Origin of the sequence: Methylobacterium brachiatum, from assembly GCF_900113845.1 — a bacterium.
GTDB lineage: Bacteria > Pseudomonadota > Alphaproteobacteria > Rhizobiales > Beijerinckiaceae > Methylobacterium > Methylobacterium brachiatum.
Genome location: NZ_FOQW01000011.1, coordinates 114,325 through 138,226, shown reverse-complemented (window position 1 = coordinate 138,226; position 23,902 = coordinate 114,325). Strand labels below are relative to the sequence as shown.

General features: G+C 71.7%; 22 protein-coding genes. 5 read left to right on the top strand and 17 right to left on the bottom strand.

Going from position 1 to position 23,902, the window contains the following annotated elements:
- Positions 1–29 precede the first annotated feature (29 nt).
- Together BMZ47_RS16140 and BMZ47_RS16135 are read left to right on the top strand one after the other, a co-directional pair.
- On the top strand, positions 30–1,067 hold the full coding sequence (locus BMZ47_RS16140; RefSeq protein WP_091863406.1) for an MraY family glycosyltransferase: 1,038 nt from the start codon (positions 30–32) through the stop codon (positions 1,065–1,067).
- Positions 1,064–1,984: an NAD-dependent epimerase/dehydratase family protein gene (locus BMZ47_RS16135; RefSeq protein WP_091863405.1), complete on the top strand. Its 921-nt coding sequence runs from the start codon at positions 1,064–1,066 to the stop codon at positions 1,982–1,984. Before BMZ47_RS16140 ends, BMZ47_RS16135 begins: the two co-directional genes overlap by 4 nt.
- 196 nt (positions 1,985–2,180) lie before the next feature.
- On the opposite strand, the gene BMZ47_RS16130 is transcribed toward BMZ47_RS16135, so the two are convergent.
- From BMZ47_RS16130 to BMZ47_RS16100, 8 genes are all read right to left on the bottom strand, one after another.
- Complete coding sequence (locus BMZ47_RS16130) at positions 2,181–4,184, bottom strand: SDR family NAD(P)-dependent oxidoreductase (RefSeq protein ID WP_091863404.1); 2,004 nt, start codon at positions 4,182–4,184, stop codon at positions 2,181–2,183.
- A 96-nt stretch (positions 4,185–4,280) separates the two neighbouring features.
- Positions 4,281–4,439: a hypothetical protein gene (locus BMZ47_RS28625; RefSeq protein ID WP_007563251.1), complete on the bottom strand. Its 159-nt coding sequence runs from the start codon at positions 4,437–4,439 to the stop codon at positions 4,281–4,283.
- 91 nt (positions 4,440–4,530) lie between these two features.
- The gene (locus BMZ47_RS16125) at positions 4,531–5,382 is read right to left on the bottom strand and encodes a DUF1206 domain-containing protein (RefSeq protein WP_007563253.1); all 852 of its coding nucleotides are present in this window, start codon (positions 5,380–5,382) and stop codon (positions 4,531–4,533) included.
- A 121-nt stretch (positions 5,383–5,503) separates the two neighbouring features.
- Positions 5,504–5,845 (bottom strand): hypothetical protein, encoded by a 342-nt coding sequence (locus BMZ47_RS16120; RefSeq protein WP_007563255.1) that lies wholly within the window; start codon positions 5,843–5,845, stop codon positions 5,504–5,506.
- Between the two features lie 62 nt (positions 5,846–5,907).
- Positions 5,908–6,471, bottom strand: a complete 564-nt coding sequence (locus tag BMZ47_RS16115; protein ID WP_091863403.1) for a Uma2 family endonuclease — start codon at positions 6,469–6,471, stop codon at positions 5,908–5,910.
- Between the two features lie 61 nt (positions 6,472–6,532).
- Positions 6,533–7,093 carry a Uma2 family endonuclease gene (locus BMZ47_RS16110; protein ID WP_091863402.1) on the bottom strand — a complete coding sequence of 187 codons (561 nt, stop codon included), beginning with the start codon at positions 7,091–7,093 and terminating at the stop codon, positions 6,533–6,535.
- A gap of 56 nt (positions 7,094–7,149) precedes the next feature.
- Positions 7,150–8,316, bottom strand: coding sequence for a M23 family metallopeptidase (locus tag BMZ47_RS16105; protein ID WP_091863401.1), 1,167 nt, complete (start codon positions 8,314–8,316; stop codon positions 7,150–7,152).
- A 68-nt stretch (positions 8,317–8,384) separates the two neighbouring features.
- On the bottom strand, positions 8,385–8,852 hold the full coding sequence (locus BMZ47_RS16100; protein WP_007563263.1) for a peroxiredoxin: 468 nt from the start codon (positions 8,850–8,852) through the stop codon (positions 8,385–8,387).
- A 176-nt stretch (positions 8,853–9,028) separates the two neighbouring features.
- Here BMZ47_RS16100 and BMZ47_RS16095 point away from each other — a divergent pair, with 176 nt between their 5' ends.
- Positions 9,029–12,499 carry a YhdP family protein gene (locus BMZ47_RS16095; RefSeq protein ID WP_091863400.1) on the top strand — a complete coding sequence of 1,157 codons (3,471 nt, stop codon included), beginning with the start codon at positions 9,029–9,031 and terminating at the stop codon, positions 12,497–12,499.
- 217 nt (positions 12,500–12,716) lie between these two features.
- Here the strand turns inward: BMZ47_RS16095 and BMZ47_RS16090 are convergent, their stop codons facing one another.
- The gene (locus BMZ47_RS16090; RefSeq protein ID WP_007563268.1) at positions 12,717–13,490 is read right to left on the bottom strand and encodes a ferredoxin--NADP reductase; all 774 of its coding nucleotides are present in this window, start codon (positions 13,488–13,490) and stop codon (positions 12,717–12,719) included.
- A 254-nt stretch (positions 13,491–13,744) separates the two neighbouring features.
- The gene (locus tag BMZ47_RS16085) at positions 13,745–14,707 is read right to left on the bottom strand and encodes a ring-cleaving dioxygenase (protein ID WP_091863399.1); all 963 of its coding nucleotides are present in this window, start codon (positions 14,705–14,707) and stop codon (positions 13,745–13,747) included.
- A 207-nt stretch (positions 14,708–14,914) separates the two neighbouring features.
- On the opposite strand from BMZ47_RS16085, the gene BMZ47_RS16080 reads away from it, so the two are divergent.
- Both BMZ47_RS16080 and BMZ47_RS16075 read left to right on the top strand, forming a co-directional pair.
- On the top strand, positions 14,915–15,199 hold the full coding sequence (locus tag BMZ47_RS16080) for a type II toxin-antitoxin system RelE/ParE family toxin (protein WP_244536838.1): 285 nt from the start codon (positions 14,915–14,917) through the stop codon (positions 15,197–15,199).
- A 40-nt stretch (positions 15,200–15,239) separates the two neighbouring features.
- Positions 15,240–15,560: a HigA family addiction module antitoxin gene (locus BMZ47_RS16075; protein WP_091863397.1), complete on the top strand. Its 321-nt coding sequence runs from the start codon at positions 15,240–15,242 to the stop codon at positions 15,558–15,560.
- Positions 15,561–15,607: 47 nt separating this feature from the next.
- On the opposite strand, the gene BMZ47_RS16070 is transcribed toward BMZ47_RS16075, so the two are convergent.
- The 7 genes from BMZ47_RS16070 to ileS all read right to left on the bottom strand — a co-directional run bounded on the left by BMZ47_RS16070 (position 15,608) and on the right by ileS (position 23,652).
- Positions 15,608–15,901, bottom strand: a complete 294-nt coding sequence (locus tag BMZ47_RS16070; RefSeq protein WP_091863396.1) for a type II toxin-antitoxin system RelE/ParE family toxin — start codon at positions 15,899–15,901, stop codon at positions 15,608–15,610.
- On the bottom strand, positions 15,898–16,125 hold the full coding sequence (locus tag BMZ47_RS16065) for a hypothetical protein (protein ID WP_091863474.1): 228 nt from the start codon (positions 16,123–16,125) through the stop codon (positions 15,898–15,900). Before BMZ47_RS16065 ends, BMZ47_RS16070 begins: the two co-directional genes overlap by 4 nt.
- Positions 16,126–16,173: 48 nt before the next feature.
- Positions 16,174–17,466: a M16 family metallopeptidase gene (locus tag BMZ47_RS16060; protein ID WP_091863395.1), complete on the bottom strand. Its 1,293-nt coding sequence runs from the start codon at positions 17,464–17,466 to the stop codon at positions 16,174–16,176.
- A gap of 103 nt (positions 17,467–17,569) precedes the next feature.
- Positions 17,570–18,979 carry a M16 family metallopeptidase gene (locus tag BMZ47_RS16055; protein ID WP_007563276.1) on the bottom strand — a complete coding sequence of 470 codons (1,410 nt, stop codon included), beginning with the start codon at positions 18,977–18,979 and terminating at the stop codon, positions 17,570–17,572.
- Between the two features lie 159 nt (positions 18,980–19,138).
- Complete coding sequence (locus tag BMZ47_RS16050; RefSeq protein WP_050735743.1) at positions 19,139–19,804, bottom strand: hypothetical protein; 666 nt, start codon at positions 19,802–19,804, stop codon at positions 19,139–19,141.
- A gap of 160 nt (positions 19,805–19,964) precedes the next feature.
- Positions 19,965–20,462: a signal peptidase II gene (gene lspA, locus BMZ47_RS16045; RefSeq protein WP_091863394.1), complete on the bottom strand. Its 498-nt coding sequence runs from the start codon at positions 20,460–20,462 to the stop codon at positions 19,965–19,967.
- Positions 20,463–20,673: 211 nt separating this feature from the next.
- The gene (ileS, locus tag BMZ47_RS16040) at positions 20,674–23,652 is read right to left on the bottom strand and encodes an isoleucine--tRNA ligase (RefSeq protein WP_091863473.1); all 2,979 of its coding nucleotides are present in this window, start codon (positions 23,650–23,652) and stop codon (positions 20,674–20,676) included.
- Positions 23,653–23,902: the final 250 nt, after the last annotated feature.

The following is a 23,902-nucleotide window of genomic DNA, read 5'->3' as shown; positions in this document are numbered from 1 at the left end:
GCGCGCGCGGGATCGCGTAGGACGGCGCCATGCCGTCCGTCCGCGACACGATCCTCCTCCTCGCCGTCCCGCTCGCCGCCGCCCTGTCGGCCGGGCTGATCCTGCGCCTGCGGCCGGTGCTGCAGCGCTACGCCCTGGCCCGGCCGAACGCCCGGTCGAGCCACACGGTGCCGACGCCGCAGGGCGGCGGGATCGCCGTGGTGACGGCTCTGGTGACGATCTCCGGCCTCCTGATCGCGGCGCCCGAGATCGGCGGCCGGCCGGACTGGATCGGGCTCGCGAGCGGCTCCCTGATCCTGGCGCTTCTCGGCGCCGTGGACGACCTGCGGCCGCTGCCGGCCGGGCTGCGGCTCGCCGTGCAGGCGGGGGTCGTCGGCGTGCTGGTCTGGCAGCTCGACGGCCGGCTGCTGCCCGGGGCGCCCCTGTGGCTCGAGCGCGGGCTCGCGCTGCTCGCAGGGGTCTGGTTCGTCAACCTGACGAACTTCATGGACGGGCTCGACTGGATGACGGTGGCCGAGATCGTCCCGGTCTCCGGGGCGCTGCTGCTGCTCGGGCTTGCGGGATACCTGCCGGCGCTGCCGGCCCTGGTGGCGGCCTGCCTGCTCGGGGCGATGCTCGGCTTCGCGCCGTTCAACCGGCCGGTGGCGAAGCTTTTCCTCGGGGATGTCGGCTCGCTGCCGATCGGGCTCGTCACCGCCTGGCTGCTGTGCCAGCTCGCCTTGGCGGGGGGGCTCGCCGCCGCCCTGCTGCTGCCGCTGGTCTACCTCGCCGATGCCAGCCTGACGCTCGCCGCCCGGGCGGCACGGCGCGAGCGGGTCTGGGAGGCGCATCGCGGCCATTACTACCAGCGCGCCACCGATCACGGCCTAACCGTCTCGGGCGTCGTGGCGCGGCTGTTCGCGGTCAACCTCGTGCTGGCTGCGCTCGCCGCCGCGACCTTGTTTTGGCCGTCCTGGCCGGTCACGCTCGGGGCTCTCGCGGCCGGGCTCGCCCTGGTCGCCGCCCTGCTCCGCCGCTTCGCCCGCGCCCCCGCGCCGGCCCATGCCGAAGGTGCCCCCAGCCCGTGACCGGATTGATCGCGCTCACCGGGGCCACCGGCTTCATCGGCCGCCACCTGCTCGCCGACCTCACCGCCCGCGGCTACAAGGTCCGGGTGCTGCTGCGCCGGCCGACCGCCCTGCCGGAGGGCGCCGCGAGCGCGGTGGTCGGCGACCTGACCCGCCCGATCAACATGGCGGCGGCGCTCAGCGGCGTGGACGCCGTGGTGCACTCGGCGGGCCTGGCGCATGCCATGTCCGGGGCTCCCGAGGACGATTACCGCACCCTCAACACCGAGGCGACGCGCAAGCTCGCGGAGGCCGCCGCCCGGGCGAAGGTGCGCCGCTTCGTGTTCCTGTCCTCGATCCGCGCGCAGGTCGGCGCCAGCGCGCCCGGCGTGGTCGGGGAGGGCGACGAGCCCCGGCCCACCGACGCCTACGGCCGCTCCAAGCTGGAGGCCGAGCGGGCGCTCGCCGAGACGGGGCTCGACTGGGTCGCGCTCCGCCCCGTCCTGGTCTACGGCGCCGGCGTGAAGGGCAACATGGCTGCGCTGCTGCGGCTCGCCCGCAGCCCCTATCCCCTGCCGCTGGGCGGGCTGGCGGCGCGGCGCTCGCTGATTTCCCTGGAGAGCCTGTCGGGGGCCGTGGACGCGGTGCTGCGGGCGCCGGACCCGATCCGATCCGCCCTGATCGCTGCCGACCCGGACCCACTCGGCCTGGCCGAGATGCTCACGGCGCTGCGCGCCGGCCTCGGCCGCAAGCCCGGCCTGGTCCCGGTGCCGGCCGGCCTCCTCGGGCTGGCCTGCCGGCTGACCGGCCGGGAGGCGCTGTTCGCCCGGGTGGCCGAGGGCCTGGAGGCCCGCGCCGACGGCCTCGCGGCGCTCGGATGGCGCCCGGCCGCGCCGACGCGGGACGGGCTGGCCCGGCTCGCACGAGACGAAGCGTGAGTTCAGGGCGGTGATTGGTCTTTCCCATCCAACCCCCTCATCCTGAGGCGCCCGCGTCAGCGGGCCTCGAAGGAGTCCTCCAGGAATCGCGCGGCCGGCTGGAGGGCTCCTTCGAGGCCTCCGCTTCGCTCCGTCGCCTCAGGATGAGGGGGTTGGATGGGACGAAACACGAGGTCGACCCGGGGAGCCGAACGCCTCAGCCGATCGCGGCGCGCGCCGCACCGGCCATCGACGCGTCCGCGATCGCCGCCCCGGCGGAGGAGGCCGGCTCCCGCTGGGCTGGCCGTTGTGCATGGCGCTCGCGGAAATGCGGCACCGCCGCCTCGAACACGGCTTCCGCGGCTTCCCGGTCGCCCGCCGCGACGGCCGCGCGCAGCTCGGCCACCCAGGCGTCGAGCCGGGCGCGGTCGGCGAAGACCGGGCGGGCCGCCATCACGCCGTCGATGCCCGGCAGGGTGACCCGGGGTTCCTCCCGGGCGAACAGGATCTCGTTGAGCCGCTCGCCGGGCCGGGCGCCGGTATAGGCGATCTCGATCTCCGCCCCCGGCTCGAACCCGGCCAGCCGGATCATCCGCTCGGCGAGCTCGGCGATCCGCACCGGCTGGCCCATCTTGAGCACGTAGACCGCGGCGCGCTCCGCCTCCGGGGCGGTGCGGCCCTCGCCGTCGGCGTGGGAGGCCGCGGTCAGCACGAGGTCGCAGGCCTCGCGGACGGTCATGAAGTAGCGCACCATGTCGGGATGCGTGACGGTGACCGGGCCGCCCCGGGCGATCTGCGCCTTGAACACCGGCACCACCGAGCCGACCGAGCCGAGCACGTTGCCGAAACGCACCGCGATCAGCCGGGTCGGATGGTCCGGCCTGGCCGATTGCTCGGCGTCCAGCGCCTGGGCGACCATCTCGGCGAAGCGCTTGGTGACGCCGAGCTGCGAGACCGGCTCGATCGCCTTGTCGGTGGAGACCATCACCAGCGCCCGGGCGCCCGCCGCCACCGCGGCCTCGGCGACGTTGATCGAGCCGAAGACGTTGGTCTTGATGCCCTCCTGCCAGTCGCGCTCCAGATAGGGCACCTGCTTGAGCGCGGCGGCATGGACCACGCAATCGGGCCGGAACGCCGCGATGACCTGATGGGTCCGGTCCCGGTCGCGGATGTCGGCGAGCACGCCGGTCACCGCCGCCTCCGCGGACAGGATCGCCGGGTGGCTGAGGATGCCGTGCAGGGCCGGCTCGGAGGATTCGAGCACCAGCACCGCGGCGGCCCCGAAGGCCACGGCCCGGAGGCAGATCTCCGAGCCGATCGAGCCGCCGCCGCCGGTCACCACCACCCGGCGGCCGGCCAGGAACGCCTCGAGGCGCGGGCGGTCGATCGCCACGGTGGGGCGCAGGAGCAGGTCCTCGATCTCGAGGGGGGCCAGCTCGGGCCCCTGCGCGCCCTCGCCGAGCCCGACCACGCGGGCCAGCGGCAGGCCGAGCCGCCGGGCGCGGGCGATGAGGTCGTCGGGGGCGGCCTCCGGCACCAGGGCGCTCGGGGCGGCCACCAGCCGCCGGACCGGCTCGCCGCCTGCGGCCAACTCCGCCACCACCCGTTCGAGGTCCCGGAAGCCGCCGAGCACCGGCACGCCGCGCATGAATTGCCCGGTCTCGTCCGCCCGGGACGACAGGATCCCGCGGGGCGCCAGCTTCCTGACCGAGCCGGTCTCGATGGCGCGGATCAGCACGTCGATATCGCCGCCGCGCCCGAGCAGTAGTGTCGGCACGGTGGCGGCCCGGGCGCTCGATTGCCGGGAGCGGGTGTCCTTCAGGTACCGGAACGCGAGGCGCGCGCCCCCGAGCAGAAAGATCTGCAGGACCCAGTACAAAAAAATCGCGATCTTGCCGAAGAAGTAGAAGCCGTAGAGGTCGGCCGAGACCAGGACCCAGTCGGTCACCAGCAGGGCGAGGGCCAGGACGCTCGACGCCCGGACGATCCCGGCGAGATCCTGCAGCGAGGCGAAGCGCCACTTGGTCCGGTACAGCCGGAACCGGGCATAGACGAGGCCGGCGAAGAGCAGGAACGGTGGCAGCAGCAGCGGCAGGGCGTGCAGGCGCTCGTCCAGCATGCCGCCCTGGAAGCGGAACAGGAAGGTGAGCACCACGGCGGCGGCGGTCGCCGCGAGGTCGTGGGCCACCATCACCGCGATCTTGTAGAAGCGCTGCTGCATCGGGGGCCGGATGGGGTGCCGCGCGGTATCCGCCGCGGCATCCGCCCTGTCAACGCGGGGCCGGACGCCCCGGGGGCACCCGGCCGGTGGCGTACCCTACTTGACGATCGCGCCGGAGAAGCCGGTCTTGAAATTCTTCTGGTAAGTCCGGCCCTTCAGCGGGTAAATCTTGTCGACGAGCAGGACGCGGACGCGCTCGTTGAAGTCTTCCGTTGTTACGGTCTGCGCCTTACCCGTAATCAGAGTCCTGGCCATTATCGTCTCCGCATCGTCGCCCAGGGCACGGGATTGCGCGGAGGGTGAACTCTACATGGGGCACGGGCGACGATTTACAAAGACTTATCTTTCACCGCAGCGCCCGGACGGCCGCCCCGGCCGCGTCGTCCACCCGGTCGATGTCGGGCGCGTCGATGTGCCGGTAGCGGGCCTGGATCAGCCCGAACGCCCCGAAGGCGGCGTGGCCGGCCGCGACCAGCGCGAGCAGGATCCAGCCATACGGCTGGGCGCGCAGCAGCGCGAAGGCCTCCGCCAGGCCCTTCGCGTCCGACGAGCGCTGATGCCAGGCCGCCGCCACCAGGAAGCCGCCGATGATCAGGAAGGCGATGCCCCGGGCCGCGTAGCCGAAGCGCCCGACCGGCCCGGCCCAGCGGTCGCGGGCCTGGGCATCCAGGGCGAGCCGGTCGGTGACGTCGCCGCGCCACGCCTTGCCGAGGAACCCGAAGCCGCCGCCGATCACGCCGAGGCCGACGAGCGCCACGAGCCAGCGGCCGAAGGGCTTGGCCAGGAGCCAGGCGGTGCCGTCATGCACGCCGTCGCCGCCGCTCATCCCGAGGCCGAGGCTGAGCGAGGCCGCGCTGACGGCGAGGCCGAGATAGATCACGGCGCTGATGAGATGCGCGCCGCGCACCGCCAGCCCCTTGGCGGACGTGCCCCGGCGGTCGGCATCGGTCACGCCCTCGACCAAGCGCCAGAGCGCGAAGCCGGCGAGCCCCAAGGCGATCAGCCCGACCAGGACCACGCCGAACGGCCCGTTCAGGACGGCGCGCAGAGCGTCCTTGCTGTCGCCCGCCCGGCCGCCCTGGCCGATCGCCGCGAGCAGGGCCAGGGCGCCGACCACGACGTAGACGATCCCGCGGGCGCCGTAGCCGAAACGGGCGATGCGCTCGATCGTGTTGCGGCCGCCCGGAACGGGCGTCATGCGGGGCACCGGTCGGGGCGGGGGATCAGGTTCGGCACGGGCGGGATCCGATGATGCGGGACCGGTCAACGCCCGGACGCCCGGACCCGATCCGTTGCCAGCTCGATACCGATCGCCCGGATCACATCGGCGTCCGCTCCGAGCGACCGGCCAGGGCGACGTAGAAGCCGAGCCCGTCCTGGGCCGGCAGGGTGTGCAGGCGCTCGATCAGCCCGCGGCGCTTCGCGTCGAGGAGCAGGCGGCCCGCCGGCTGGAACAGGGTCTCGCCGCCGCCCTCCGGGGGCGGGTCCAGGCGGATCGCCACGGTCTTGCCCTTGGCGAAGCGGCTGCGCTCCAGCATGTCCTTGAGGGACGCCTCCGCGGTCGCCCGGTTGGCGCCGCGCAGGTCGAGCACCGATTCCGCGTCCGTAACGCCGAGGGCGCCGCGCAGCTTGGCCGCGTAGAAATCTTCGAAATGGGGCAAGTCGGTTGCCTTGAAGCTCTGCTGGGCCGGGGAGACCGGCGCGTTGCGATCGGGTGCGGGGCTCAGTCGGCGAGGCCGCGGTAGATGTCGGATACCGGCACGGTGCCGTCGAGTTCCGGCAGCGCGACGCTGCCGCCGGGGCCCAGCGCCTGCACGGTCCAGTCGGATGCCCCCCGGCGCCAGACCTCGACCCGCAGCTCGTCGGAATAGACGATCAGCAGGACCCTGAGGCTCGGGACCGTGCGGTAGAAGTCGATCTTGCGGCCCCGGTCCAGGCTCATCGTGGACGGCGACAGCACTTCGGCCACCAGCAGCGGGTCCTCCGCGTAGCCGTCCGGCAGCGGCGGTCCGCAGCGCACCACCACGTCGGGGATCGGCACGAAATCGTCCTGCTCGGCGCTGACGATCCCCAGGCCCGGCATGGCGCGGCAGCCCCGCGGCTCGGCGAGGGCATCCAGGCGCCCGGCTAAGTTCATGACGATGCGCTGATGGCGCTCCCGCGGCGGCGACATGAGCACGGGCTCGCCGTCGAGCAACTCCCAGCGCTCCTCGTCCGGGCGATCCTCCGCCCAGCGCCTGAACGCGGCAAATCCCATGCGCGTGTCGCGCTTCGCGGCCAACGCCATCGCCGCCCTCCGATCCGGGCGCGATGGTAGCACCCGCGACGGCGCCCGCAACAGCGCCGGTTCAGAAGGCCACGCGGGCGTAGGCCTCGCCCACCGGCAGGACACCGCCGAGCTCCGGCAGGGCGATAGCCTCGCCCGGCCCGGCGACCCGCATCGTCCAGCCGGCATCCCGGCGCCAGACCTCGATCCGGGCCTCGTCCTGATAGACGATCAGCAGGGTCTGGAGGCTCGGGACGGTGGCGTAGAAGGCGAGCTTGCGGCCCCGGTCGTTGGTCATGGTGCCGGGCGAGAGCACCTCGACGATCAGCAGCGGGTCGTCGACGTAGCCGCCGGGCGGCATCGAGCCGCAATGGACCACCACATCCGGATAGGGCGCGTAATCGTCCATCGCGTCGCTGAGGATGGCGAGGCCCGGATAGGCGCCGCAGCCGCGCTCTTTTGCCAACGCATCGAGATGCTGCGCGATGTTGAGGACGATGCGCTGGTGCCGAGCACTCGGCGGTGCCATCAGCACCGGCTCGCCGTCGAGCAATTCCCAGCGCTCCTCGTCCGGACGCGGCTCGACCCAGCGCCGGTATTCGGCGACGCTCATGCGGGCGTCGCGCCTCACTGCCAATGCCATGGCGGCCTCCGATCGGAGGCGCCACGATACCATGAGTCTCTGATTCCGGCGACGGCTCAGTCGGTTGCGAGCACCGCCGCGAGATCGCCGCCGGCCTCGAGGAAGCGCTGCGGGTCGACCGGCTCGCCGTCGATCCGCGTCTCGTAATGCAGGTGCGCCCCGGTGGAGCGCCCGGTCGAGCCGACGAGGCCGACCACGTCCCCCGCGGCAATGCGCTGGCCGGGCCGGACGAGGATGCGTGCGAGGTGGCCGAATCGGGTGACGACGCCGTGGCCGTGGTCGACCTCGACCATGTTGCCGTAGCCGCCGGCATAATCCGCGGCGCTCACCCGGCCGGGGGCGGTAGCGCGGGCGGGCTCGCCGGACTCGGCCTTGAGGTCGAGGCCGGTATGGAGCGCCAGCCCCCGGGTGAACGGGTCGAGCCGGGTCCCGAACGGGCTCGACACGACCGGCTCGCCGCGGGTCGGTCGCCCGAGCGGCAGAGTAGCGACGAGCTGGTGCAGGCGCTCGCCGTCGCCGAGCGTCCGGCGGGCCAGGTCCAGGTTGCTCGTGAAGCTGTTCGCGACGCCGGCCCCGTCCAGCATGTCGGGACCGAGGGGAACCAGCGGGCCGCCGGTTCCGCCGGCCGCCGCACGGTCGAGGCGGTCGGGGTCGAGGCCGGTACGGCCGATCAGCCCGCGCAGGCGCCGGACCGTGTCGCCGGCCCGCTCGACCACCCGGGCGAGGCGCTCGCCCTGCGCGGCCCGCAGGCCGTCGAGGCGGGCCTCCAGCCGGATCAGACCGGTCTCGGCATCGATGGCGCTGCGGCGGGGGAGGGCGGGCAAGCGCGGCCGGGTGCCCGCCTCGGCCGGGCGCAGGCTGAACCCGTCCGGGTCCGCCTCCGGACGCGGCAGCGCGCCGGTGGTGAGCGGATCGGAGACCTGAGCGCCGAGGGCGGCCAGGGCTGCCTGACGCCGCTCCAGCTCGGCCTGGCGCTCCAGCGCCGCCGCGACCCGCTCGGCCAAGCTCGTCTCGGCCCCGGCCCGGTCGCGGCCTGCCCGGTCGAGCCGGTCCTGCAGCTCGGCGAGACGGGCCTCGTAGGCGTCCCGCATCGCCCCCTGGCGGGCGACGAACCCGGCCAGCACGTCGTCGTGGAACACGATCAGGTAGGAGGCGCCGAGCGCCCAGATCAGGGCGAGGGCGAAGCCGGCAGCGAGGATTTTCGGAAGCGGCGGGCGATGCATCAAGACGGCCCCGTGGGAGCCGCCATTCAGACCCGCTTAGGGTTAAGGATCCGTCGCGCCGCGCCCGGTCAGGGCAGCGCCCGGGCGGCCTCCAGCACAGCCTCGGCGTGCCCGGGCACCTTCACCTTCGGCCAGATCTTCGCGATGCGCCCCGCGCGATCGACCAGCACGGTGGTGCGCTCCACGCCCATGTACTTGCGCCCGTACATGCTCTTCTCGACCCAGACCCCGTAGGCCTCCAGCACGCCCTTGTCCTCGTCGGAGGCGAGCGGGAAGGCGAGGCCGTACTTGCCGCAGAACTTGTCGTGGCTCTTCACCGGATCCGGCGACAGGCCGATCACTGTCGCGTCGGCCTCCGCGAAGGCCGGCAGCAATCCGTTGAAGTCCTGCGCCTCCAGGGTGCAGCCGCTCGTGTCATCCTTCGGGTAGAAGTAGAGCACGATCTTGTGACCTTTGAGCGCGGACAGCGCGACCCGTCCTCCGCCGGAGGCGGGGAGGTCGAAATCGGGGGCCGGATCGCCCTCTGACAATGGCATCGTGCCTTCCTTTCGGCCGATTGATGGTGTGCAGTCCCGCCGTGCGCGGCAGCTCCATGAGGTTGCGCCGCGCCGCCCGACCAGAACTCGGAGTCAGGCCCGCTGTAAAGCGCGGCCGCACTTCGATCCACCGGCCGCGGAGTTCCGCGCGCGAAGCACCCGGAACAAGGGTCCCGATGGCGGACGAGACGACCTTGGCAGGCAAGCCTCGGGGGAGGGCACGACGCTGGGGCGGGTTCTGCCTCGTCGGTGCGCTGACCCTGGTGTTGCTCGTCGGCGGCGGGATCGGGTTGGCGGTGCTGCGCCTGTCGAACGGCCCGCTGCAGATCGACGCCCTGTCGCGCCGGGTCGCGGCCGCCGTGGCCGAGCGGATCGGGCCGGGCTGGAGCATCGCGATCCGCGGCAGCAGCCTCGAGCTCGACCGCGAGAACGCCCTGAGCCTGCGCTTCTCCGGCCTCGACATCCGCAACCCGCAGGGCGACCTGGTGGTGCGGGCGCCGCTCGCCCTGGTCAGCCTCGATCCCTGGGGGCTCCTGCATCTCAACCTGCAGCCGCGCTCGATCGAGTTCCGCGAGACCCAGACCACCGCCCTCGTCCACCGCGACGGCTCGATCGCGTTCGCGGCCTCCGAGGCCAACCACCCGGTCGATATCGAGCCGCACACGCTGCCGAGCGTGGACGACGCCCGGGGTAAGGTCTCGCCGCTCTCGGCGACCGTGGCGTCGATCTTCGGCGTGGTGCTCGATTCCAGCGGCATCGTCGGCGCCCTCGACCGCGCCCGCCTCACCGATGCGCGCCTGCGGCTGATCGACGATGACGGCCGCGAGCGCGCGGTGTTCGCCCGGGTCAACGGGTTGTTCGGGCGCGATCCGGTGAACGGAACCCGCAACTTCGAGTTGCGGCTCGACGGACCGCACGGCGAGTGGCGCTTCGGTGGCTCCCTGCGGGAGGGCGGGGAGGGGCAAGAGGGCACGGAACACGCGCGCTCGGGCGTGATCACCCTGGACGATTTGCCGGTGCCCGACCTGCTGCTGCTCTCGGGCCAGTCGGGCCTGCCGCTGACCACCGACCTCAAGCTCTCGGCCCGGGCCGACGTGAGCCTGGCGGGCGGGCGCATCAAGACCATGAGCGCCAAGGTCCATACCGGCGACGGCACCTTCCTGATCGAGGAGAAGGACTTCAACCCGGTCACGGTCGAGAGCCTGGACGCCACCCTGAACTGGGACGAGGCCGGCCGGGTCATGTCGCTCACCGGGCTGGATTACCGGGGCGCCGGCAATGCGGTGCACCTGACCGGGGCCTGGACGGGAAGCCCGCCGGACGCCGCCACGGCCTGGACCGCGACGCTGTCGGGCCGTGACGCGACCCTGCGGGGGGCGACCGCGCAGGACGCGCCGGTGAAGATCGACGCGCTGGACGCGCAGCTCACCGGCCGCGACGGTGGCATCGCCATCGACGCGCTCAACGTCTCGGCGCCGGGCGTGCAGGGGGTGATCACCGGCACGATCGGCACGACCGCCGACGAGGGCGGCCTGACCCTGCGCATCCTCGGCCATGACGGCGAGGTCCGGACCGGGCTGCGCCTGTGGCCGGAGCATATCGCGCCGCCGGCCCGCACCTACCTGGTGGACCAGCTGCGCCGGGGCCGGATCGATTCCGTCGACATCCGCGTGAAGATGTCCGGGACGGTGCTGGCCGCCGCGACCAAGGGCGAGCCCGCCCCCGACGACGCGGTGCATATCGATTTCCGGGTCTCGGACGCGGCGCTGGACGTCACCGCGGACGCGCCGCCGGTGGTCAAGGGCAACGTCTCCGGGACCATCACCGGGCGCTCGACCACCGTGCGCAACGTGACCGCCGAGGTCCGCGGCCCGGACGGGCGCGGGCTGGCGATCTCGGACGGCAGCTTCGTGATCCCGCAGATCACCCCGGACCGGGTGGTGGCGCAGATCGGCATGCGGCTCTCCGGGGGCGCCGACGGCATGGCCTCCGTGCTCCAGGCGAAGCTGTTCAAGAGCCTGATGAGCGTCGACCTGGACCCGGCCACGATCAAGGGCAACGCCGACCTGCGGGTCGACTTCCCCCTCGACCTCAAGCACGTGCCCGACCTGCCGAACCTGCCCGTGACCCTGTCGGGAACGCTCTCCGACCTCTCGGTCGACAAGGTGATGGGCAAGGACCGCCTGGAATCCGGCAAGTTCTCCCTGCTGTACGACCGCGGCGCCTTCACGCTGAAGGGCGACGGCCGGGTCGCGGGCGCGCCGATCTCGGTGGATCTGCGCCAGCCCAAGGTCGGCCAGCCCGGCGAGGCGGTGGTCAACCTCGCCCTCGACGATGCCTTGCGCGGCAAGAAGGGCCTGCCGACCGCGCCGCAGCTCTCGGGGACGATCCCGGTCCGCGCCGTCGTGCCGATCGGCCGACCGGGCTCCGGCAAGCCGCCGATCCGGGTCGAGGCGGATCTCGCCAAGGCCGGCATCGACGGGCTGGTGCCCGGGCTGACCAAGCTGGCGGGCAAGCCGGGCCGCGTCAGCTTCACGCTGGTGGATGGCGGCCAGACCTACGAGTTGCGCGACTTCGCCCTCGACGCCGCCCCGGCCGCCGCCCGCGGCAGCCTCACGATCAGCCCCGAGGGCGGCCTCGAGCGCGCCGACCTGACGAGCGTCAAGCTGTCGCCGGGCGACGACATGCGGGTGAGCCTCGACCGCACCGGCAGCGGCTACAAGGTCGTGGTGCGCGGCGCCGTGGTCGATGCCCGGCCGTTCCTCAAGTCGCTGGGCGGCCCGGACGCCAAGGGCGGCAAGGAGATCAAGGATCCCAACCCGAAGGATATCGATGCCGACATCCAGGTGCCGATCGTGGCGGGCTTCAACGACGAGGCCCTGACCAACGCCAACCTGCGGCTGTCACTGCACGGCCGGACCCTGCGGGCGGCCAACATCACCGGGCGCTTCCGCGCGGCGCCGTTCGCCGCCACGGTCACAAGGGGCGAGCGCGGCGTGCCGATGCTCGCCGTGGAATCGTCCGATGCCGGCGCGACGCTGCGCTTCGTCGACGTCTACCGGCGGATGTATGGCGGCCGCCTGACCGCCGGGATCGGCCTCAATGACGGCCCGCAATCGGGCGTGGTCCAGATCCGCGACTTCTCGCTCCGCAACGAGCCGGCCCTGTCGAGCATCATGGCGCAGGGGCCGGAGCCGGCCGAGGCGGAATCGGCCCGCGGCCGCCGCATCGCCCCGGGCCGGGCGGCCGGCGACGTGACCTTCGACCGGATGCGGGCGAATTTCGTGCGCAGCGGCAGCCGGGTCGAATTCAGCGACGCGGCGATCTCCAACGCCGCGATGGGCTTCACCCTGTCGGGCTGGCTCGATACCGGCCGTGAGCGCACCGACATGAACGGCACCTTCGTGCCGCTCTACGGGCTCAACAACGTCGCCTCGCAGCTGCCGCTGCTCGGGCCGCTGCTGGGCGGCGGGCACAATGAGGGCCTGTTCGCGGTCAATTTCCGCGTCTCCGGCAAGCTCTCCTCCCCGGACGTGAGCGTGAACCCGCTCTCGGCGATCGCCCCCGGCTTCCTGCGCAAGCTGTTCAGCGCCGGCGGCGGCCCCTTCGCGGACGGCGTGCCGGCGGTGCCGCAGGGCGAGCGGTAACGGCATCCCATCCCGGGGGCCGTTTCCGTGTGCCGCACCGTCAGGGCGAGCGCAGCGAAGCAACCCAGGGACACGCCCCCTTCGGGAGATCGCGCGCTAAGCTGGGTTGCTTCGCTGCGCTCGCAATGACGAACGGGCGGAGACGAACGCTGTCGCGGAAGCACAAAAAAGCCCGGCGCGGCGGACCGCACCGGGCTGAACCCAAAATTCAAAACAACTACTTCTCGACGAAGGCCTTCTCGATCACGTAGTGGCCGGCCTCGCCGTGGTTGCCTTCCTCGTAGCCACCGCTGCTCAGCAGCTCGCGGGTGTCGCGGATCATGTCGGGGCTGCCGCAGAGCATGAAGCGGTCGTTCTCCACCGACATGGCCGGCAGGCCGATATCGGAGAAGAGCTTGCCCGAGACCATCAGGTCGGTGATCCGGCCGCGGTTGCGGAACGGCTCGCGGGTCACGGTCGGGTAGTAGATCAGCTGGCTCGAGATCATCTCGCCCAGGAACTCGTGCTTCGGCAGGGCCTCGGTGATGGTCTCGCCGTAGGCCAGCTCCTGGACCTGGCGGCAGCCATGGACCAGCACGACCTTCTCGAACCGCTCGTAGCTCTCCGGGTCCTTGATGATCGACATGAACGGGGCCAGGCCCGTGCCGGTGCCGAGCAGGTAGAGGTTCCGGCCGGGCAGCAGGTTGTCGAGCACCAGGGTGCCGGTGGGCTTCTTGCCGACGATGATCGGGTCGCCGACCTTGAGGTGCTGGAGCTTGGAGGTCAGCGGGCCGTCCTGGACCTTGATCGAGAAGAACTCGAGCTCCTCCTCGTAATTGGCCGAGACCACCGAATAGGCGCGCAGCAGCGGCCGACCCTCGACCTCGAGGCCGATCATGGTGAACTCGCCGTTGCGGAAGCGGAACGCCGGGTCCCGCGTGGTGCGGAACGAGAACAGGTTCTCGGTCCAGTGATGCACCGACAGAACGCGCTCCTCGTAGAACTTGCTCATCGACGGATCAGTCCTCGAATCCTCTGATGCTCGGCCCATGCCCCCGGCGATTCGGGGCGCATGAGGTTCGGCGGATCGTCGCCGTCCCGCGGGGCAAGGTCGGACCCCGCGCGCACGCGCAGCGGGACCCGGCTGTCAAACCCAAATCGGGTGCTTCTTCTCGGGTGCTTCTTTCGCAGTTGCAGCACGCCCGTCAAGGCGCGCCAGGATCACACCCGCGCAAGAAGTGAATGGCCTGGAATCGTTCGAATATTTTAACCCGCGACGACCGGACGGAGCGGCTTCAACCCCGCCTCGATCTCGGCCCGACGCGGCTCCAGGAACGGCGGCAGGGCGAGGCGCGCGCCCAGGCTCTCCAGGGGCTCGTCGGCGGTGAAGCCCGGGCCGTCGGTGGCGATCTCGAACAGGATCCCGTTGGGCTCGCGGAAATACAGGCTGCGGAAGTAGTAGCGGTCCACCGGCCCGCTGCTCGGCACCCGGGCGGCCTTCAGCCGGTCGGCCCACGCCTCGTACTCCGCGTCGGGGATGCGGAAGGCGACGTGGTGGACCGCGCCGGCGCCCTGCTGTGCCGGCGCTGCGGCATCGGCCAGGAGCTGGATCTCGGCGGCCGGGCCGCCCGGACCCATGGCGTAGACCGCGACCGGGCCGTCGCCGGTCTCGAAGCTCCGCTCCCGGCGCATGCCGAGCAGATCGGTCAGCACGGCGGCGGTGCGGGCCGGGTCCGGCACGGACAGGCGGATCGGGCCCAGGCCCCGGATCTGGTAGGCCGCCGGCACCGGCGAGGCGTCCCAGGGATGCTCCGGGCCGGTGCCGCCGTCATCGACCAGGGCGAGGCGCTGGCCCTCGGGATCCTCGAAATCGAGGGTGAGGCGGCCGTCGCGCAGGGCGGGCTCGGCCAGCACGATCCCAGCCTCTTGGCCGGCCTCGCGCAGGCGGGCGTGCCACCACGCTACCGCGCTCTCGCCGGGCACGCGCAGATGGGTGCGGGTGATGCTGTTCGACCCGCGCCGCTCCCGGGGCGCCGGCCAGTCGAAGAAGGTGATGTCGCTGCCCGGGCTCGCCAGCCCGTCCGCGTAGAACAGGTGATAGGCCGAGACGTCGTCCTGATTCACGGTCTTCTTCACCAGCCGCAGGCCGAGCGTGCCGGTGTAGAACGCGACGTTCTCGGCCGCGCGGGCGGTCACCGCGGTGAGGTGATGGATGCCGGTGAGCTGCATGGTTTTCCGTGTGGGTCCCCCCTCCGATCCGCGTCACGTGGGGTTCGGGCGACGGCGTTGCGAGCGCACGGCTGGAATGCAGTGGGCGTAAGGGGATTTGAGAGGCTTCATTCCTAGCCCCCCTGAAGCCGTATCATCGACAGATACAAAGCTCTTGACTTGATGTATCTCTCGTTGATACATCGAAGTCAGAGGCGGAGCGATGGCGTGGCGATTCAGAGCTTCGCGGACGACGCGACGGAAGCGGTGTTCCGCGGACGCCATCCCAGAGGCATCCCCTTCGCGATCCTCAAGGTCGCACGGCGCAAACTACGCCAGATCCATGCGGCGGCGTCCCTGAACGATCTGAAGGTGCCGCCGGGCAACAGGCTTCACCCACTGACGCACGATCGCGCTGGGCAGCATGCCATCTGGATCAACGATCAATTCCGGATCTGCCTGCGCTGGAGAGAGACAGGTCCGGCCGAGGTCGAGATCGTCGATTACCATTGACCAGGGGCATCGCCCCACTCCGACGGACGGGAGATCCCCGATGGCCATCGCGTACGAGACCGACACCGTCTTGCCGCCGCTTCATCCCGGCGAGGTGCTGCGCGAGGACTTCCTGATTCCCCTCGGCTTGTCGGCCGGCACGGTGGCGCGGGCCTGCCGCGTCCCACGGACCCGGATCGAGCGGATCGCCGCCGAGCAGATCGGGGTGTCGACCGACACAGCCCTACGCCTCGGCCGCTATTTCGGCACGAGCGCGGAATTCTGGCTCAACCTCCAGCGCCAGTACGAGGTGGAGACGCTGACGCGCACCCTCGGGCCGGAGATCGAGCGGATCGCCCCGCTCGCCCCCGCGGCAGCCTGAGCGTCAGAGACCGACCGGACGAAGCCCCTTCTGACTAATGCTCCTCGTCACGACCGCCCCACACCCGGCAAAGGCTTGCGGGCGGCGTGGCGAAACCGCTGCACCACGATCTCATCCTCATCGGCAAAGTCATCGATGTGGTAGGGATAGGGCGTCAGGAAGACGCGGCGAACGCCCGGGATCGATGTCTTCCTTCCGGAGAGCGGATGATCCCGCACGACGGTGAGAACCGCGGACAGACGCGCCTCGACCTTGGCCGCGCCCTGGGGAGAGTACGCCGCGATATAGGCCAAGGCGCTGTCGATCTGCTGCAGGGCGCGCCTTTGAAACCGCAGCCTCAACGGCGGTATTTGGACAGGACGGCCTGGACCTCGGCCTCAGTCGCGAAGTCGCCGCGCGTCTTTTCGGCCTGCGCCTCGATCAGGTCGGCCTCCTCGTCCGGTGTCAGCGCGATCACCGCATCGTCCCCGCCCGCATAGGCGAGCACCATGCGGGCGATCTCGTCCTGCATTTCGGGGGACAGCGCGCGGGCGGTCTGCACCGCGCGATCCAGAAGCTCGGTCATGACCGCATTCTGCACCCGATCGCCGCCCGGAGAAAGGCGGTCTCAGCCTCAGAGCCCCACCGGCCGGCCGGCGGCGACCACGAGCATCCGGCCGTCCGCAAAAGTCCGGGCGGCGGCGCGGCGGATATCGGCCTGGGTGACGGCCGAGACCAGGGCGTTACGGCGGGCGATGTAGTCCATGCCCAGTTCCTCGAAGGCGATCTGCACCAGCTGGTGGGCGATCTTGGTCGAGGTGTCGAAACCGAGCGCGTAGGAGCCGGTGAGGTAGTCCTTGGCCTTCTGCAGCTCGTCGTCGTCCGGGCCGTCGGCGATCAGCCGGCCGATCTCGTCGCCGATCACCGACAGGGCCTCGCCGACGCGCTCGTTCTTGGTGGCGGTGTAGCCCCAGGTCATCGCGGCCGAGCGGTGGCTGACCAGCGAGGTGCCGACCGAGTAGGCCAGCCCGCGCTTCTCGCGCACCTCCTGGAACAGGCGCGAGGTGAACGCCCCGCCGCCCAGGATGTGGTTGAGCACGTAGGCCGGGATGAAGTCCGGGTCGCGCCAGGGCACGCCGGCCATGCCGAAGCGGATCACCGATTGCGGCACGTCGAGATCGACCACGATGCGCCGGCCGAGATCCTGCACCTCGGTGCGCGGCACCGCCTTGAGCTCTCCGGCCTCCGGCAGGGAGCCGAAGGCACGGTTCAGGCCCTCGGCGAGCTGCTCGGCCCCGATGGCGCCCACCGCCGCGACCTTCACCCGGCCGCGCCCGATGATGCGGGCATGCATCGCCAGGAGGTCGTCCCGGGTGATCGTGGCGACGCTCTCCACCGTGCCCGAGGAGGGCCGGGCATAGGCGTGACCGGCGAAGGCCTCCTTGAAGAACCGGCGCGAGGCGAGCACGCCCGGATCGTTCTGCTGGTAGCGCAGGCCGGCGATCACCTGGCCGCGGACGCGCTCGATCGCGTCCGGATCGAGGCGCGGCTTGGCAAGCGCCAGGGCGAGGAGCGCGATGCCCTCGTCGGCATGCTTGACCAGCATCTTGAGCGAGCCGCCGATCGCGTCGGGGCCGGCATGGAAGGACAGCTCGATCGCCCGGGCGGCGAGCTGCTCCTGGAAGGCGTCGGAGGTCAGGTCGCCGGCGCCCTCGTCGAGGAGCCGGGCCAGCATCTGCGCGCAGCCGGCCTTGCCGGCCGGGTCCTGGGCGGCGCCGCCCTCGAAGGTGAAGGCCAGCGCGATCATCGGCACGACCGGGGATTCGACGTGCCACGCCTCGATGCCGGCGGCGGTCGTCACCGGCAGCGCCGTCGTGGGCGAGCTGGCGGGGGCGGCGGTGTCGACCAAGTTCTCGGCGACGCTCATGGGAACCTCTTCTTATTTCGTCACGGGCGGCGGCGGAGTGGTCTCGCGGCCTGATGCAGGTCCCGACGGGGGTGAAACCGCCCGCCGGGACGCGCCCGAAAACCTATTCCGCGGCCATCGCGACCGGGGCGTCGGGGTCCTGAGCCTTGGTCAGGTAGCCGGTGACCGAGCGGGACGGCGTCAGCCAGCGCTCGGCGGCGGCCTTGAGGCGCTCCTGCGAGACCGCCTCGATATCGGTCGGCCAGCGGCGGACCTCCTCGATGGTCTCGCCGATCGCGAGCGCCGAACCGTAGATCCGGGCCAGCGAGGACTGGCTGTCGGAGGAGTAGACGGTCTCGGCCACGAGCCGGGTCTTGGCGCGCTCGATCGCCTCGGCGCCGAGCGCCTCCGCGGGGGCGCGGCGCAGGATCTTGTCCACGGCCTCCTCCAGCGTCTCCAGGGAGACGCCCTCGGCCGGCACCGCGTAGACGGAGAACCGGGTCTCGTCGATCGCCGAGCCCATGTACCAGGCGCCGGCATTCACCGCGAGGCCGGTCTCCATGACCAGCTTGCGGTAGAGATAGGAGGTCGAGCCGCCGCCCAGAACCTCGGCCAGCAGCTCGAGGTCGTGGCAGCCGCCGTCGCGGGCGGTGATGCAGGACGGGGTCAGGTAGAGCCGCTGCAGGGTCGGCTGCTCGACCTTCGGGTCGGCGACCGCGACCCGGCGCAGGGCCTTGGGCTCGGGCTCGCGGGCCCGCAGGCGCTCGGGGCGGGCGCCCTGCGGGGCGACGCGGCCGTAGGTCTCGTCGGCCAGGCGCCGAACCTCGTCCGGGGTCACGTCGCCGGCCACCACCAGGATCGCGTTCTCGGGGGTGTAGAAGCGCTTGTAATAGGCCAGCGCGTGCTCGCGGTTCAGGCCCTCGATCTCGTGCATCCAGCCGATGATCGGGATGCCGTAGGGGTGGTGCACGAACAGCGAGGCGGCCATCGCCTCGGAGAGCTGGGCGGAGGGGTCGGTCTCGACCCGCATGCGCCGCTCCTCCAGCACCACGTCGCGCTCGGGCGCGACCACGGCGTCGTCGAGGACGAGGCCGCTCATGCGGTCGGCCTCGAACGCCATCATGGTGCCGAGATGGTCCCGGGCGACCCGCTGGAAATAGGCGGTGTAATCGTAGCTGGTGAAGGCGTTCTCCTGGCCGCCGAGGCCCGAGACCGCCTTGGAGAAGGCTCCCACCGGGTGCTTCTCGGTGCCCTTGAACATCAGGTGCTCGAGGAAGTGGGCGATGCCCGACTGGCCCAACGGATCATCGGCCGAGCCGTTGCGATACCAGATCATGTGGGTCGCCACGGGGGCCCGGTGATCGGGCACCACCACCACGTCGAGGCCGTTGTCGAGGGTGAAGGCCGTGACCTCGGGCCCGCCCGCCTCGGAGCGCCCGAACGGCGCGGCCTCGCCCCGGCCGGCGCTGCCGCCATACGGCGAGCCCGGACGCGGCGGGAAGAGGGTGGGCGTCGCCTTCCTGAACAGGTGCATTCCGCTTTCCTTTTGCCGGCCCCGGTGCCGCCGGCGCCCGCCTGGGACGCTCGGATGGATCGGGGCCGTCCTCGTCTCCGGCCGGCAAGAGCCGTACCGGGACAGACATGTCATGTTGCCATGCCGGGGCGCCGTTGCAACGACGCCACAGCCGGATGGTTACTGCTGGGCGCGCTGGCGCTGATAGGCCCGGGGATCGGCCTCCTCGCGCTCGCGGCTGGCATTGTTGATCGGGTCCCGGGACGGCGGCTGGGCCAGCTTCTTCGGGGATTGCCGGTAGCCGGTCGGCGGGTCGGTCAGCACGTCCCGGGCCGGCTCGACATCGGAGGGCTCGGCATTGGCGCTCTTGCCCTTCAGCAGGTCGAACGGGCTGAGCAGGCTGTCGTCGCGGTTGGTGTCGCCCGGCTTGCGCTCGGCCTCGGTGGTGACGTTCGCCCCGGCGCGGCGACCGCCGCGGATCTCGTCCACCGAGAGCGTGGCGTTGTTGTCGTCGTAGCGGCCGCGGGCCTGGTTGCCGACCGGGCGACGCCGTTCGGCCGCCGCGCGCTCGCGCTCGACGATCTCGGGATCCTTCGGCCAGGCGGTGCTGGTGGAGCGGGCCCGGGGCTGGGGCAGGGCCTTGCCGTCGAGCTTGGGCGGCATCACCAGCGGCGGGCGCTCGTGATAGTCGATCGGGTCCTGGCGCTTCTCCAGAAGGCCGATGCCGGAGAGCGCGTCGCGCATGAACTCGCCCCGCTCCTGGGCCTGCGCACCGCAGGCCAGCAGCGGCGACAGCGCGACCGCAACGGCGGGGAGGATGAGACGAAGCCTGCGGTGCCCGGTCATGCTGCCTCACGGGTTCCGGCCGGGAGTCCGGCGCGGGGACGGCCGCCACGCGGCCTGATCCGACGGGTCCCGGCCTGAGACCGGTTTCCGGCGATCGTATGGCGCCTTGACCGCATTGCACCAGAGGCTTGGGGCGGGCAGGGCCGATCTGTTGCGGGAATCACGGGCGCGAGGCCCCTTGCGGCGTACCCCGCCCGGCTGGACTCAGGCTGTCGAGAATCAGGCCGATCACCCCGGCGACGATCGCGGCGTCCGCCACGTTGAACACGTACCAGGACCAGCCGCCGGCATGGAGGTGGACGAAGTCGAACACCGCCCCGTAGGCGGCCCGGTCGATGGCGTTGCCGAGCGCGCCGCCGACGATCAGGCCGAGCGCCACCGCCAGAAGCCGCGAGCCGGCCCGGGTCATCCAGACGCCGAGGCCGAGGGCAGCGGCGAGCGACAGGACGACGAGAAACCAGCGTCCGAACCCGCTCTCCTGCTGGAACAGGCCGTAGGAGACGCCGCGATTCCAGACCACCACGAAGTCGGCGAACGGCGCCAGCCGCCACGGCTGGGTCAGCACGAGGTCGGTTCCGAAATAGAGCCCGAGCTTGGACGCCTGGTCGAGGACCAGGGTGACGAGCAGGGCCAGCAGGCCGGCGCGGGTGGGGGTCATGGGCGGGGACCCGACACGCGCACGCCTCCCTCCCCCCTCTGCGGGGGAGGGTAACCTGCGCAGCAGGGGGGGAGAGGGGAGCGGCGGTGCAGAGCGAGGCTGTGCCCGTCATGCCGGCCCCGCCGCGTCCGGAAACGGCGCTCCCCTCTCCCGACCCCCTTCGGGGGCCACCCTCCCCCGCAGAGGGGGGAGGGTGATGTCGCGGGTACGATCACGCCGCGCTGGCCTCCGGGTGGGCCGCGTCCCACTCGCGCAGGGCCTGGGCGTCGCGGGGCGTGACGTCCGGGTATTCCGGGTCGCTGCCGACCGCGGGGCTGACGCGCCAGGAGCGGGCGCATTTGCGGCCCTCGGCCGGGCTCGGCACCACGGCGACGCCGCGCACCTCGTCGAGCCGGAACGCCTCCGCGGGCCCCTCGCCGGCCACCACCGTGATCGCGGAGGTGATGCAGGTATCGGCGAAGTCGCAGCCCTCCAGGGCGGCGAGCAATTCCGGATCCGAGACGTAGACGGTCGGGGCCGCCTCCAGGCTCGCACCGATCCGCTTGGCCGCGCGCTCGATCTCCAGGGCGCCGGTCACGGCCCGGCGTACCTTCCGGATCTTCTGCCAGCGCTCCGCGAGGGTGGGGTCGAGCCAGGCGGCCGGGGTTTCCGGCAGGGTCTGGAGATGGACCGAGCCGTCCGGCGACGGGTAGCGGTCGAGCCAGGCCTCTTCCGCCGTGAAGGCCAGCACCGGCGCTAGCCAGACCACCACCCGGCGGAAGGTCTCGTCGATCACCTGCAGGGCCGCCCGGCGGGTCACCGACGCGATCGGGTCGCAGTAGAGCGCGTCCTTGCGCACGTCGAAGTAGAACGACGACAGGTCGCCGGTCATGAAGCCGTTGAGCAGGGCCACGACCCGCTTGGTGTCGTAGGTCGCGTAGGCCTCGCGGATCTCGCCGTCGAGTTCGGCCAGCCGGTGCAGGATCAGCCGCTCCAGCTCCGGCATTTCTCTCGGATCCACATCGTCGCCTTCGACCCGGTGGGCGAGGGAGCCCAGCATCCAGCGGAGCGAATTGCGCAGCTTGCGGTAGGTCTCGGCAAACGTCTTGATGATCTCCGGGCCGATCCGCAGGTCGTCGGTGTAGTCCGAGGCGGCGACCCACAGGCGCAGGATGTCGGCGCCCGAATCCTTGATGATGCTCTGCGGCGCGACGACGTTGCCCTTCGACTTCGACATCTTCAGGCCCTTGCCGTCGAGCACGAAGCCGTGGGTCAGGACGATGTCGTAGGGCGCCCGGCCGCGGGTGCCGGAGGATTCGAGCAGCGAGGACTGGAACCAGCCCCGGTGCTGGTCCGAGCCTTCCAGGTACATCACCCGGTCCTGGCCGCCGTCGCGGACACGCCGCGCCCCGGCCAAAGCCGGGAACGCCTCCGGATCGTCCAGCACGAAGGCGTGGGTGGAGCCGGAATCGAACCAGACGTCGAGGACGTCGGTCACCTTCTCGTAGGCGGCCGGGTCGTGGTCCGGCGCCAGGAAGCGCTGCGCCGCGTCGTCCCGGAACCAGGCATCGGCCCCCTCGGCCTTGAAGGCGTCGCGGATCCGGGCGTTGACGGCAGCGTCCTTGAGGATCTCACCGCTCTCCCGGTGGACGAACACGGTGATCGGCACGCCCCAGGCGCGCTGGCGCGAGACCACCCAGTCCGGCCGGTTACCGACCATGCCGTTGATGCGGTTCTTGCCCTGGGGCGGGACCCACTGGGTCTCCTCGATGCCCTGGAGCGCGACCTCGCGCAGGGACCGGTTGCCCAGGCTGTCCACCGGCCGGTCCATGGCGATGAACCATTGCGGGGTGTTGCGGAAGATCACCGGCTTCTTGGAGCGCCAGGAATGCGGGTACTGGTGGCGCAGCACGCCGCGGGCGACCAGCGCCCCGACCTCGGTGAGCGCGGCGATGACCGCCTTGTTGGCGTCGCCCTTCTCGCCCTTGTCGGTGAGCACCCGGGTACCCTCGAAGCCCGGCGCGGCCTTGGTCAGGGCGCCGTCGGCGTCCACCGTGTAGGGGATCGCGGTGTCGATGCCGCGCTCCTGCAGCAGCCGGCCGCTGGACATCCAGAGATCGAAATCCTCGCGGCCGTGGCTCGGCGCGGTGTGGACGAAGCCGGTGCCGGATTCGTCGGTGACGTGGTCGCCGTCGAGCATCGGCACCGCGAAGTCGTAGCCGCGGCCCTTGAGCGGGTGCGCCAGGGTCAGGCCGGCCAGCGTCTCGGGACGCACGTCGCCGACGCGCTCGAACGCCTCGACCCGGGCGGCCTTGAACACGGTGGCGGCCAGGCTGTCGGCCAGCACGTAGGTCTGGCCGGGGGTCGCCCAGTTTTCGGCCGGGGCCTGCGTGACCCGGTAGAGCCCGTAGGCGATTTTTTTGGAGTAGGCGACGGCGCGGTTGCCCGGCATGGTCCAGGGGGTGGTCGTCCAGATCACCACCCTGGCATCCGCCAGCGCCGCATCGGCCCCGTCATCGGCTCCTTGCCGGATCGGGAACGCGACGAACACGGTATCGCTGACATGCTCCTCGTACTCGACCTCGGCCTCAGCCAAAGCGGTCTTCTCGACCACCGACCACATCACCGGCTTGGAGCCGCGATAGAGCTGGCCGCTCATCGAGAACTTCATCAGCTCGTCGGCGATCACCGCCTCGGCCGGGTAGGCCATGGTGGCGTAGGGATGGTCCCAGTCGCCGGTGACGCCCAGCCGCTTGAACTCGCCCCGCTGCACGTCGAGCCAGTGGGCCGCGAAGGTCCGGCATTCCTGCCGGAACTCGATCACCGGCACGTCGTCCTTGTTGCGGCCCTTGGCGCGGTACTGCTCCTCGATCTTCCACTCGATCGGCAGGCCGTGGCAGTCCCAGCCGGGGACGTAGTTGGCGTCGAGGCCGAGCGCGCTGGCCGAGCGCACCACCACGTCCTTGAGGATCTTGTTGAGCGCCGTGCCGATATGGATGTTGCCGTTGGCGTAGGGCGGGCCGTCATGCAGCACGAAGCGCGGCCGTCCCGCGGCGGCGGCGCGGATCTTCCCGTAGAGGTCGATCGCGGCCCAGCGCTCGAGCAGCAGCGGCTCCCGGGTCGGCAGGCCGGCGCGCATCGGGAACTCGGTGCGCGGCAGGAACAGGGTCTTGGAATAGTCGCGGGCAGCCGCGGTCTCGGGGGTGGTCATCGGATCTCGCATCGGCGGTCGGGCCGGCGGCAATGGGCCGGCCGGATACAGGAATCTGGGCAGGGCGAGCGGCATCAGGATCCCGGACTTCCGCGCGGCCTCGCCGAAGCGGGCGCTCATCTACGCGGAGGCCGGGCCCATAATTCGAAGCCTGCGGCCCAGGCCGCGAAGAGCATGCGAAGCGAACATGACCCGTTCTCTAGCAGCGGCCCCTTCCCGATGCCAGCGGGCGGTCCCGCGATGCCGGATG